The 12,221-nt window shown below is 66.5% G+C and carries 10 protein-coding genes; 5 read left to right on the top strand and 5 right to left on the bottom strand.

Annotated elements, in window-relative coordinates:
• Positions 1-107: 107 nt before the first annotated feature.
• From Q4F91_RS10540 to Q4F91_RS10530, 3 genes are all read right to left on the bottom strand, one after another.
• Positions 108-1,163 carry an RloB family protein gene (locus Q4F91_RS10540; protein WP_303337490.1) on the bottom strand — a complete coding sequence of 352 codons (1,056 nt, stop codon included), beginning with the start codon at positions 1,161-1,163 and terminating at the stop codon, positions 108-110.
• 10 nt (positions 1,164-1,173) lie between these two features.
• Positions 1,174-2,013: an RloB family protein gene (locus Q4F91_RS10535; protein ID WP_303337488.1), complete on the bottom strand. Its 840-nt coding sequence runs from the start codon at positions 2,011-2,013 to the stop codon at positions 1,174-1,176.
• A gap of 113 nt (positions 2,014-2,126) precedes the next feature.
• Positions 2,127-3,935, bottom strand: a complete 1,809-nt coding sequence (locus Q4F91_RS10530) for an RloB domain-containing protein (protein ID WP_303337486.1) — start codon at positions 3,933-3,935, stop codon at positions 2,127-2,129.
• A gap of 176 nt (positions 3,936-4,111) precedes the next feature.
• On the opposite strand from Q4F91_RS10530, the gene bioB reads away from it, so the two are divergent.
• Positions 4,112-5,188 carry a biotin synthase BioB gene (bioB, locus tag Q4F91_RS10525; protein WP_303337484.1) on the top strand — a complete coding sequence of 359 codons (1,077 nt, stop codon included), beginning with the start codon at positions 4,112-4,114 and terminating at the stop codon, positions 5,186-5,188.
• A 78-nt stretch (positions 5,189-5,266) separates the two neighbouring features.
• On the opposite strand, the gene gpmI is transcribed toward bioB, so the two are convergent.
• The gene (gene gpmI / locus Q4F91_RS10520; protein ID WP_303337481.1) at positions 5,267-6,796 is read right to left on the bottom strand and encodes a 2,3-bisphosphoglycerate-independent phosphoglycerate mutase; all 1,530 of its coding nucleotides are present in this window, start codon (positions 6,794-6,796) and stop codon (positions 5,267-5,269) included.
• Between the two features lie 266 nt (positions 6,797-7,062).
• Between gpmI and Q4F91_RS10515 the strand changes: the two genes are divergently transcribed.
• From Q4F91_RS10515 to Q4F91_RS10505, 3 genes are all read left to right on the top strand, one after another.
• Positions 7,063-7,572 (top strand): MarR family winged helix-turn-helix transcriptional regulator, encoded by a 510-nt coding sequence (locus tag Q4F91_RS10515; RefSeq protein ID WP_303337479.1) that lies wholly within the window; start codon positions 7,063-7,065, stop codon positions 7,570-7,572.
• A gap of 140 nt (positions 7,573-7,712) precedes the next feature.
• Positions 7,713-8,846 carry an HlyD family secretion protein gene (locus tag Q4F91_RS10510; RefSeq protein ID WP_303337477.1) on the top strand — a complete coding sequence of 378 codons (1,134 nt, stop codon included), beginning with the start codon at positions 7,713-7,715 and terminating at the stop codon, positions 8,844-8,846.
• Positions 8,843-10,210 carry an ABC transporter permease gene (locus Q4F91_RS10505; RefSeq protein ID WP_303337475.1) on the top strand — a complete coding sequence of 456 codons (1,368 nt, stop codon included), beginning with the start codon at positions 8,843-8,845 and terminating at the stop codon, positions 10,208-10,210. The genes Q4F91_RS10510 and Q4F91_RS10505 overlap by 4 nt, the downstream gene beginning before the upstream one ends.
• Here the strand turns inward: Q4F91_RS10505 and Q4F91_RS10500 are convergent.
• Positions 10,195-11,538 carry a hypothetical protein gene (locus tag Q4F91_RS10500; RefSeq protein ID WP_303337473.1) on the bottom strand — a complete coding sequence of 448 codons (1,344 nt, stop codon included), beginning with the start codon at positions 11,536-11,538 and terminating at the stop codon, positions 10,195-10,197. The genes Q4F91_RS10505 and Q4F91_RS10500 overlap by 16 nt on opposite strands.
• Before the next feature lie 360 nt (positions 11,539-11,898).
• Here Q4F91_RS10500 and Q4F91_RS10495 point away from each other — a divergent pair.
• Positions 11,899-12,221 (top strand): ABC transporter substrate binding protein (locus Q4F91_RS10495; RefSeq protein ID WP_303337471.1); only part of this gene is annotated, 323 nt, incomplete at its 3' end.

Below are 12,221 nucleotides of genomic sequence, written 5' to 3'. Positions count from 1 at the left end.
GGTCATCGCCAGGCTCCCTACATGAAGACCCCTGCAGACAGACGTTTGCAGGGGTTTTCGCTTTGGTGCGCGGCTAAATCCGACCGCCCGCCTCGCGCCGCGGGTGCTCAGTTCTTCTGGTCCCGGAAGGGCTCGGGAAGGAAGAGGTCGTCGTTCTCTTTGTCGTCCGCGGCGCTCTCCTCGGCCGGTCGCCTGTGACTGCTGATGGTGCTGAGCATCCTGCTGAGGAGGTCGTAGAAGACCGGCCCGCTCGTGAGGTACGGCATGTGCGGCTCGCGCAGCCGCTGCGCGCGGCGTTTCTTCTCGAGCTCCTTCAAGTTGGTGATTTCCTTCGGCATCTCGAAGAGCTCGTCGGCGCGCTTCGGGGACTCCTTGCCGAACCGTGCGACGATGCCGCTCCTGTCCTCCGGCATCGGGAGCCCGAGGAGCTCGAGCGCCATTTCGAGCGGGTACTTGAGGAGCAGGAGGCGCAGCACGAGCTCGGGCATGAGCGTCCAGCATTCGGAGCGGTCGCTCTTCTGCTTTGCGAGCACGGGCCAGTCGCGCTTCATCGCCTCCTGGAGCCGCCCCTTCCCGAGCCGGTGCGTGATGTTCTCATCGCGTTTGCGGTAGCCGCCCGGGAACTCCGTCCTGAAGGTCTCGATGCACCGCTGCTGCGGATTGCCGCGCTCGTAGAGCGTGGTCACGGTCTCCTTGATGCGGCCGTCGTCGAGCGTCTCCTGGTCCGTCCATGTCCTGATCGGTGCTCCGCGCGGGTCAAAGGGCTCCTTCTGGTCGCGCAGATGATGGAGGAACCAGAGCTCGACGCAGGGGTCTGAGCTCGCGATGTAGATGTCGGGGTAGCAGAGCGAATAGTCGAGCGCCTCCTCGAAGTCGTGGTGGTTGTCGCGGTCGAAGACGAGCCACGCCTCGGTGAACTTCGGCCCGCCGGCGCGCTCCTCCATCTTGCTGAGCAGCAGGATTCTCGCGGCCTGCCTCACCTGGCTCAGCGGCGTGAACTTCACCGGGTGGTAGATCACGATCCGCTCGCGCGGCAGGTCGAACATCTCGATCAAGCCCTCGAGGTAGTTGACCTCGGTCTTCTCGCCCTCGCAGAGGATGAGGATCATGTCCTCGGACGAGACCGTGTAGGGCTTGACGAGTTCTTTGAGCGTGGCGGACATCTGGCGCGTTTCAGGTGGAGGAGGAAGAGTCGGGGGCCGGGGCGCCGGCGGCGGTCGCTGAAGCCGCTGCAGCGGATTTCTTCTTCTTTTTCTTCTTCCTGCCGCCCGGCATGAGGACGGCGGGCGGCTCACCGTCAAAGAGCGAGCCCTGGGCGTCCGGAGCGTCCGGGGCGCAGTTCAGGGTCTCGAGGTCAAGGATCCTGAAGCGCTCGAGCGCATCCCTGCGGGTCTTTCCGGCCTGGAGCTGAGCGAGGCGCACGAGGAGCTCGGGCATGAGCGTGAAGGTACCCGTGCTGCCGCCGCTCGCGGTCACGGGCCAGTGACGCCGCATCGCGCGGCGGACGGCCGGGAGCCCCATCTCCTGGGGATTGAAGCCTGTCTCCTCGGTGAGACCGGGCACGAGTTTCCCGAGCGCCCTGATCGCGCTTCCCGCGTCCGTCACCGGGACGTCGCCGGCTTCGTAGTGGGCGAGGAGCCAGTATTCGAAGCAGGGCGCGGAGGGCACCAGGTGAATGTCCGGGAAGGGTTTCGCCGCCCGGATCGCCGCGTTGAGGTACTTGCGGCTCCCGCAGTCGAAGGCGATCCAGACCTCGGTGCAGCCCTGCTCGCCCCGGCGGCGTTTGAAGGCTCCGTAGGCGAGCTCCTCGGCGGCGCGGCTCACGAGTTCGGCGGGAGAGCCGCGCTCAACGATCCTCACGGTGAGGAGCCGGTCGCCTGGGATGCCGGTGATGCCGCAGAGGCGCTGGATGTAGCTGACCGCCGCCCTGCGCGCGCCGGGGACGAGAACGAGCACACGTGATTCGCTCGTGGTCCCGTACGGCCTGATGAGTTCGGCAGGAAGCTTCTGCATGACAACGTCCCGTGGCAGACGAAATGACTTGGTAAGCAGTCATATTCTGTCACCGCGGCGGGTCATGCGGAGGCAAGGGGCTGGACGCCGTCCTAGCCGCAGTTCCGGACCTTTCAGCCCTTGAAGCCGATATGAGAAAAGATCGGTCTGTTCGGGGAGAGAAGATCCTCCTCATCAATCGCGGCGCCTTTCTTCCCGCCCCTTTCTTTTCGGGCTGCGTCCTCCGGGGTTTCCGCATCCGGACCGAAGAGGCTCGTCTCGGCGGGCTCTCCGTGAGCGGTGGCTCTCAGCGGAGGAGCCTCCGGGAGCATGAGGAGCCGCGCGACTTCCTCGGGCGAGTACCTGAGGAGCATCAGCCGCACGACGAGACCGGGCATCAGCGTCCACGGCTCGCACCGGGTGTTGTTCTGCTTCTGCACCACGGGCCAGTCGCGCCGCATGGCGTCAATGAGGCCGTCCGTGCCGAGCCGCTCGTAGATGTTCTCGCAGTTCTTCTGGTATCCGGGAAGGTGGGATTTCAGTTCTCCTATACAAGCTTTCTGCTCTCCGCCGCGCCGGTGGACGGACCGGGTGATGACTTCGATCGTGCCGTCGGGCAGATCGTTCATCTCAGTCTTCGCAGCACCGATTTGTTTTCCCAGCACGGCGTAGCGCTTCCTTCGGTCGGTGCGGTGGTGAAGGAACCAGAGTTCCACGCAGGGGTCGGAGGCGGCGAGGTGAATGGCCGGATACTGCAGAGCGTATGCGAGCGCTTCCTCGAAGGTGCCGTGCTCGTCGCGGTCGAAGACCAGCCAGATTTCGCTGAACCGACGGGGGAGGTCCTTTTCGAAGCAGTCCTGATAGATGAGCATGCGGGCCGCCTCCCGCACCTGGTGGAGCGGGTTGAAGAGCTTCGGGTGAAGCATCCGGACGCGCTCGCGCGGGAGACCGAAGGCATCGATCAGTCCGTCGATGTAATTGAGCTCGGTCTTCGAGCCTTCGGAGAGTATGAGGAGCCTGTCGTCGTCCCCGGTGTTGCTGCACCGGACGAGGTCCGAGAGGCGCAGCTGCCTCTCGCTGCGCTTCCGCCATCGGGGCGCAGGCCTCTTCGGGCGTCTGTGCTTCCGGGCGGCGGCCGCCGCCGAGCGGGGAAGCAACGCTCGGGCGCCCTGAGTCTCGAAGAGCGCGGGCTCGGAGGGCTCGCCTGCCGCAGAAGCGGTTTCGGCATTGGATGCGTCGCAGAGACATTCGGGCGGAATGCGCAGCGCGCGGCAGGCTTCCTCCCGGCTGTGCTTCAGAAGCAGCAGCCGGAAAATCAGCTCCGGAATGTAGGTGCGCAGCCGAGGGTCGGGCTGACGGGCGGCGACAGGCCAGAAACCGCGCATCGCCGGAAGAATCGCTTCTTTTCCGAGATCGGTCGCGAGGTTCCTGTGTCCGCCGTTCAGTGCCTCCCAACGTTGGGCGAACAGGCCGGCGATGATCGCTGCGGGATCGGGCTTTCCGTCGAGTTCCGTCCTGAGCGACTCAAACGCATCCGCCGCCGTCCAGTGGAGCAGGAACCAGAGTTCAGCGCAGGGGCTCGAGGGCAGCAGATGAATGTCCGGAAAGTTCCGCATGGCGGCGATCATTTTGCGCAGCATGCGGTCGTCGGGCGCGTCAAAGGCAATCCAGACCTCGGTGGTGCCGGCGTTGCCGGGGATGCCGTGCTGTGAGCGGAAGGCGCCGTAGCGCAGCGCCTCGATCGCGCGGCTGACGAGTTCGCCCGGCGTCCCCGGGTCCCTTATCGTTTCGGCGGTTATCCTGCCGGGCGGAAGCTCGAGGAGAATCTGGCAGGACTTGATGTATTTCTCGAGCGTCCTTTGCGCTCCGACGCAGATTACATGGACGCTGGTGGCGTCCGAAGTGGGGCAGGGTTTGAGAATTTCATTCGGGGAGACCGGCATGCTGTACCTTTCAGATTGATTCAGGCTGTCTGACCATTTTTTCATGCGGTGAACCGTTTGCTGTCGCAGCCGAACAGCCTCCGGCGGTAGGACGAAGAGCCGAGGAAACGGGCGGAAGCTTTCAGTAGACTTTGAAGTTCCGGACTCCACACCACCAGACCACAAAGAGACCCCGAATGTCCGTACTCACCGATGTCGTCAGCTTCATCACCTCAGGCGGGGTGATAACGCTCGAGCGTGCGCTCGAGCTCGCAGCCGGTCCCCGCGAGGACCTCTTCGACACCGCGGAGGCCGTCACGAGGCGCATGGCTTCGCGCACCTTCAACCTCTGCGGGATCATCAACGCCAAGAGCGGCCGCTGCTCGGAGAACTGCCGCTGGTGCGCGCAGTCGCGCCACTGGGATGTGCCGGGCGTCGCGGTCTATCCGATCGTGGGGGACGACCCCGTCGAGACGGGCGCGAAGCGGGCCTTGAGCATGGGCGTGACGCGCTATTCGCTTGTCACGAGCGGCCGCAAGCCCTCGGCCCGCGAGATCCGCGAGCTCTGCGACCGCGTGAGGACGCTCAAGGCCGCGCATCCCGAGCTCGAGGTCTGCGTCTCGCTCGGGCTCCTCTCGAAGCGCGACCTCGAGGCGCTGCGCGACGCGGGCGTCGTGCGCATTCACTGCAACCTCGAGACCTCGAGGAACTTCTTTCCCGAGGTGTGCACCTCGCACGCCTACGACGAGAAGATCAGAACGCTGAGGGACTCCCGCGAGGCCGGGCTCGACATCTGCTCGGGCGGCCTCATCGGCATGGGCGAGACGCTCCGCGACCGCATCGAGCTCGCGCTTGAACTGCGCGCGCTCGACGTCCCCTCGATTCCGATCAATGTGCTTCACCCGGTGGCGGGAACGCCGCTCGGGGGCTCGGCGCTGCTTCCCGACGAGGACTTCCTCGTCACCGCCGCGCTCTTCCGCCTCATCAACCCCACGGCCTACCTGAGGTTCGCCGGAGGGCGTCTGCAGCTCTCGGCCGAGACCGTCCGCGAGGCCGCGCGCATCGGCATCAACGCCGCGATCAGCGGCGACTTCCTCACCACCTGCGGCGCGAGTCCGCTCGACGACGCGCGGCTCTTCATCGAGGCGGGGTACGAGCCCGAGGCGCAGACCGCCGAGGCGTTGAAGAACCCGCAGGAGGGCACGCTCTCCTGCGCTCCCTGCTCCGTCAGCACCGGCTGCTCCCCGGCTGAGGAACAGACCGCAGTTTCCTGATCATTCCGGGAAAAGAATGAGGCCGGCCTCCCGCATGGGGAAGCCGGCCTCGGTGTCAGAGCCGGGTGATCCGAGGGATCACTTGAACTCGACCAGGTTCCTGCCCGTCATCTCCTGGGGAACAGGAAGACCCATCAGCGTGAGCACGGTCGGGGCGACGTCGGCGAGCACGCCCGGCGAGACCTTCGCGACGCGGTCCGAGACCACGAGGATCGGCACCGGGTTGAGCGAGTGGGCCGTGTTGGGCGAGCCGTCCTCGTTCTTCGCGTGGTCGGCGTTGCCGTGGTCGGCAATCTGCACGACCTCGTAGCCGTGGGCGCGGGCAGTCTCGATCACGTCCTTCACGCAGCCGTCGACGGCCTTCACGGCTTTCTCGATCGCCTCCCAGACGCCGGTGTGGCCCACCATGTCGCCGTTGGCGAAGTTGAGGCAGATGAAGTCGTGCTTCTCCTCCGCGAGCGCCTCGCAGAGCTTCCTCGAGACCTCGGGCGCGCTCATCTCGGGCGCAAGGTCATAGGTCGCGACCTTGGGGGAGGGCACGAGAATGCGGTCCTCGCCCTCGAAGGGCTCCTCGCGGCCGCCGTTGAGGAAGAACGTCACGTGGGCGTACTTCTCGGTCTCGGCGATGCGCAGCTGCCTGAGGCCCTTCGTCGAGATGTACTCGCCGATCGGGTTCACCACGTTCTCCTTGCTGAAGAGCACGTGGAGCCCCTCGAAGGTGGCGTCGTACGGGGTCATGGTCGCGAACCAGAGCGGGAGCGGCGTCATGCCGCCCTCGGCGCGCTGCGTGAGCACCGTGGTGAGCTCGCGTGCGCGGTCGTTGCGGAAGTTGAGGAAGACGACGGTGTCGCCCGCTTCGATACGGCCGACGGGCTCGCCCGATTCATTCACGCGAACGACGGGGCGCACGAACTCGTCGGTGACGCCCTCGGCGTAGGACGCTTCGAGCGTCTTCACGAAGTCGGTGCTCGGGGTGCCCGTGCCCTTCACGAGGAGCTTCCAGGCCTCCTCGACGCGCTCCCAGCGCTTGTCGCGGTCCATCGCGTAGAAGCGACCGATCATGCTGACGAGCCGCGCGGTTTCGCCCGGCTGCGCGAGCTTCTCCTCGAGGGCCTTGACGAAGCCGAGGCCGCTCTTCGGATCCGTGTCGCGGCCGTCCATGAAGGCGTGGACGTAGACCTGCTTCACCCCGTGGGCCTTCGCAAGGTCGATGAAGGCGACGAGGTGCTCGTAGCTCGCGTGCACGCCGCCGTCGGAGAAGAGCCCCATCAGGTGAAGCGGGCGGCCGGAGGCCTTGAGGTGCTCAAGCATTGCGGCGATCTCGGGCTCTTCGGCGAGCTTGCCCGCGCGGGCTGCGCGGTTGATGCGCACGAGGTCCTGGTAGACCACGCGGCCGGCGCCGATGTTGAGGTGGCCGACCTCGGAGTTGCCCATCTGGCCGTCGGGCAGGCCCACGTTCTCGCCGAACGTGAGGAGCTCGGCGTTCGGGTACTTCGCCATCAGCTCGGAGAGGTACTCGGGATGCGCGGCGTGGATGGCATCGGCCGGGTCGGCGGCGCCGCCGCCGATTCCCCAGCCGTCGAGAATCATCAGTAGAACTTTCTGCATGGTTCGTTTGAGATGCGGCCGGGCTCCCGCACGAGGGGCGCCCCTGAGGCCGGCATGAGGTGTGAAATCAAATAATTTTATCAGCCGGCTCTGCCGGCAACGGGGCCTGTTGTGCCTGCGGCACATGACCGGTCGATTGGAAATCCAACCGCGTTGTGCATATAATTAGCCGGCTAATTAATCGGACGGACGCCTGATCCGTCCCTTTCCTGCAGATGAACACCAAACACAAAAGACCAGGGTGGAATAAGGCAATGAACCCCGAGATGAGACTTCTTCCTGCGCGCGAGAACCTGCGCCGCGTCCACGGCGCGGGCGCCACGGACCTTGATGTGTCGGGCATCGACATGATGCTTCACCTCATCAACGCCGTGGACATCATCCGCGCGACGATCTACGAGTCCCTGAGGAAGGAGACCGGACTCTCGGAGGGAAAGTTCACTCTGATGATGGCGCTGCGCGACGCCAACAGGCCGCTCTCGATCGGCACGATCTCCGCGCAGCTCGGCGTCGCCCCGGCGACCATCTCCGTGATGGTGGGCAGGATGCTCCGGGAGGACCGTCCGCTCATCTCGACGAGCACCTCCGACAGGGACGCCCGCTCGACCCTCGTGCGGCTCTCGCCCGCCGGGAAGCGCCTTCTCGACAAGTCGCTCCCTGCGCACTACCGGCGCATCGCCGAGTTCACCGAGGGCGTCAATCAGGACGAGCGCGAGCAGCTGATCGCGCTCATCCGGAAACTCGTCCGCCGTCCCGAGGCGGATCCGCAGGACTGAGCCGACAGATAAAACAGTCCCGAACCGAATCCCGTACTGAAGTCTCCCGTGGTCTCCGTTTTCCGAGGGTGAAGGGCCCTCCGGCGGAGGTGAGGGGAGGTGCATTTTTCTTTTCCATTTATTTAGCTGACTAAACAAAAATGGCTCTCTCACAGAAGCAGAAGAAGGACATCACGCGCACGATCGGCGGCTTTGTCATCGCCGGCGTCGCGGCAGCCGGTCTCATCTATCTCGGCAACCGCAACGATGCCGTGACGGAGGCTGAAAGTCTGAAGTCGGGCGTGCTCACCGCCCATGAGGTCCGCGTGGCCTTCGAGAGCGTGAGCGGCCGCCTCATTGACCGCCCGATCGAGGAGGGCAGGATCGTCGAGGCGGGCGAGAAGCTCCTCGGCATCGACGGCACGGACGTGCGTCTCTCCATCGCCAGCACGACCGCCGGCATCGCCCAGATCGACGCGCAGACGGCGCTCGAGCGCGAGAGCATCGCGCTCGCTCTCACCGAGGCGGACACCGACGAGCGCTGCTCCTGGCGCTCGATCGAGGAGGCCGAGGCCAACCGCAAGGCGGCCGCGGCGAACCTCGAGAACGCCCGCGCCGGCTGGACCCGCGCCCAGAAGCTCTATCCGCAGGGCGCGATGGCCCAGGCCGACTACGACTCGGCCAAGGCCGCCTGGGTCTCGGCGCGCGAGTCGCTCGCCGTCTCCGAGCGCGCGGTCTCGCGCCTCTCGATCGGCGCGACGAAGGAGGAGCTCGACAACCTTCGCAAGACGGGCTCGGCCGAGGGCATGCATCTCGAGACGATCGCCAATGCCCGAAAGGCCGCCGACAACCGCCGCTTCAATCTTGAGAACCTCGCCGCCACGCGTGCGCAGTTGGTCGCCACGCTTGACCAGCTCAAGGTGAACGAGTCGCGCCTCGTGATCTCGAGTCCCGAGCGCGCGAAGGTCCTCGAGGTGCTCTTCGAGAAGGGCGAGCTTGTGAGCCCGGGCACGCCCGCGGTGCTCCTCGAGAGCGAGCGCCTCTACTTCGACATCTACGTGCCCGAGGCCCAGGCCGCGCGCTTCTCGAGCGGCACCAAGGTCGAGTGCGCCTCGCCCGCGCTGCACCGCTCCTACGAGGGCGTGGTGCAGACCACCGACGCCGCTCCCGACTTTGCCACGCTGCGCGCTGTGCGCGAGCGCGGCCAGGCCGACACGACGCTCTTCCGCGTGCGCATCGACGTGAAGCCCGATCCCTCGCTCCTGCCCGGCATGACGCTTGAGGTGAAGCTATGAGCCGCAGTCTCTGGAAGGAGGTCAAGTCGAACTGGATCTCCGAATGGGTGGCGATGACGGGCGGGCACTTCGTGCCCTACCAGAAGCTCGCCATCCTCGTCGCGGTGATCACGAGCTTTGCGTTCTCGATCGCGATGAGCCACGACGTGGTGTTCGAGGCCCCGGTCGCGGTGATCGACCTTGACCAGTCGCGGTGGTCGGCGACCGTGATCGAAAAGCTCAACGCCTCGCCCTACATGTCGGTGAAGCGCGTGACGCACTCGCCCTCGGATCCGAGAACGATGACGAGGGGCGACGCGTACGTGGGCGTCGTCTTCATCCCGAAGAACGCCCAGGAGACGCTCTTGAAGGGCGCGCGTTCGCTCACGATCGGCTACTACGCCGACGACACGAACACGGCGCAGAACGCCGAGGTCTACACGACCCTCAATGAGATCTTCGCCGAGCTCGGAGCCGAGGTGGCCGTGAGTCGCCCGGACGGCGCGTCGAGTCTGGGCAAGAACTCGACCGAGACGCAGGCGCTGCTTTCGCCGATCCGCGTGGGCTTCCGGTACCTCACGAACCCGACGGGGCAGGCCACGACCGCGACGGTCGTGAGCTTCCTCCTCTTCTTCGGCATGATGTACCACGGTCTCGCGAGCCTGATGATCATCGGCCGGCTGCGCGTCACGCATGACTGGGAGGGCGAGGTGCTCTCGGGCTCTCTCTTCGGGCTCCTCTCGCGCGCCTTCCCCTACGCCTTCGTCTACATGGTCGTGATCACGGTGGCGATCGCGATCCTGTCGCTCGTCGGACAGCTGAGGTTCGCCGGCAACATCCTCTTCTTCATGCCGGCCATCTTCCTCTGCGCCACGGCGAACACCTGGGTCGCGTACCTCATCGCCTGGGGCACGACGAACCCCGGCCAGGGCGCGGGCCGCATGATCTGGCTCGTTCCGCCCGGCTTCATCCTCGGCGGCGCGACGATGGCGATCGGCTTCCCGCACGCCTGGGCGCACGACCTCTCCTTCGGCGTGCCGCTCGTGTGGCTCTTCAACTTCTGGCGCGACCAGGGCCTGAGGGGCATCACGGGTCAGGAGACCTTCATTCTCTTCGGCGCGATGATCATCTACCTCATCTTCCTTGCTGCGCTCGTGGCCATCCGCCTCTGGCGCGAGGAGATCAAGCGCAACGAGGAGAAGCGCCGCTACTGGCGTGACCTCAAGGCCACGACCGAGCACATCGAGGCGCGCGCGGCCGAGCAGGCCGAGAAGGTCGCGCTCTCAGGCACCGAGCCCGCGAACGAGAACGCCCGCGGGCCCGTGGAAAATGAGCCGGCCCCCGGGCCGGTGATGATCAAGGGCGCGCCTCAGGCGACGTCCTGAGAGACGCCGCGGACGGCGGACCCGCTGCGGGCCGCCGCGATCGCGGCAAGCGTCATCACGGAGGCGACGGCCATGCCCGCATAGGTCCAGAGCGACTCGCCGGTGAGATTCCCGGCGAGTCCGCCGAGGCCTCCGAGCACCGCGCCCGTGAGCCAGAGCGCCGGATGTGCCCGGCGCGTGCGGCCGAAGACGAGGAAGAGGAGCGGCACGGCCACGCCCGGGACGAAGAACGAGTAGGCCATCAGCAGGTAGCCGATGATGTCGCCCGAGAACCAGGCCGAGAGAGCGGCGAGGCCGCCGAGGGCCGCGGTCCAGAGGCGCACGGCGCGCACGCGCTCGCCGCCGATCAGATCCTTCTCCACGATGCCCGCCGCAGAGAGGAGCACCGTGTCGGCGGAGCCCGAGAGCGCGCTCACGAGGCCGAGCGCGAGGAACGCGGCGATCACCTCGGGGAGCGGCGACGCGGCCGAGAGCCAGTCCGCCACGGGCTGGGCCGCCTCGATGTTGAGAAGCGCGAGCATCGTGACGAAGACGCCGAAGACCGAGAGGAGGGGCGCGGCCGTACAGGCGGCGATCCTCGCCGTGGCGCCGTCCTTCGCGGCGAACGTGCGCGAGAACATGTCCGGGCCGATCACGTAGGTGATGCCGACCAGAAGCAGCATCTTCACGAGGTCGACCGCGCCGAAGGTGTCCGAGAAGGGAATGCGCGGCAGCGCCGCCACTTCGTCGGGGCGGTTCACGACGCACCAGACCGCCGCGGCGGCGAAGCCGCCGAGCAGCAGCACCGCCTGGATCGCGTCCGTGCGGATCACGCCCCGCTGGCCGCCAAGGGCCGTGTGGAGCACGATCGCGCCGGCGAGCGCCGCGTAGAGCCACTCGGCGAGGGCGCCCCCGGACACGGCGCGCAGGAGCGCGAGGAGCGCCGCGAACTGCGCCGCGGTGACGGCGACCCAGGAGACCGCGATGATGAGCGCGGCCCACTTCTCGGCGAGCGGCCCCACGAGCTTCCTGATCACGTCGGGAAGGGTGATCGCGCCGGAGGCGCGGATCGCCGGCGCGACGAAGAGACCGTGGAGGAAGAGGCCCGCCGTGCCGACGCCGAGCCACCAGAAGGCACCCGCGCCGGTCTTCTGCGCGAGCGAGCCGATGCCGAGCGTGGCCGAGCCGCCGATGATGGTGCTCACGAGCGAGAGCGCGCAGAGCACCGCGCCCGTCGCACCGCCCGCCGTGAGAAGGCTGCGGATGGTGTGGTCATGCGTGTTGCCGCGGATGCCGAACCAGAGGAGCGCGGCGAGGTAGATGAGGATGAGCGCGGTGAGAATTGTCATGTCTCGTGTGTCCAATGAAATTCCTGATGCGCGCCATCATAGCCGCCGGAGGAGGGACGTATTTGACAGCGTCTCTCCGGCCTGACGGTCATCGGGAGTCTGTTCGGCCGGACCGAACATCTCGTTCGGTCGTCCGGTGAATCCCGCCGCGACCTGGTTTACTGCGACACGGCTCTCAAGTGTTCCTGCAATCGTTTGCGCTTTCCGGGGTTCGGCTAGGGGTTCCTATCTAGAGAGGCAAGGATGATGCTGAGGCGGCCGGGCGGGCGAAAACGGATAATGAGAAGAATCGGCCCGCCGCCTGCCTCCCGCGAGGCGCGGCTGCGCCCCGGATTCGTAAAAAGGAAGAGGTTTTATCCAATGAAGCTCAACACACTCTCGCGCCGCGGCATGCTCGCCGTCAGCGCCGCCGTCGTCCTCGCCCTGACGGGCTGCGGCGACAAGGACAAGGCCCCGGCCGCCGCCGCGAAGGCCGAGCTCACGCCGATCGGCATCGTGCAGCTCGTCGAGCACGCGGCCCTTGACGCCGCCACCCGCGGCATCGTCGACGCCCTCGCCGAGCGCGGCTACAAGGACGGCGAGAACATCAAGCTCGACATCCAGAACGCCCAGGGCGACCAGTCGAACCTCCACAACATCGCCAACCGCTTCGTCTCGAACAACGACAAGATCATCTTCGCGAT

The organism is Sutterella sp., assembly GCF_030539355.1.
Taxonomy (GTDB): Bacteria; Pseudomonadota; Gammaproteobacteria; order Burkholderiales; family Burkholderiaceae_F; genus Sutterella.
This window is presented reverse-complemented; position numbering and strand designations above follow the sequence as displayed.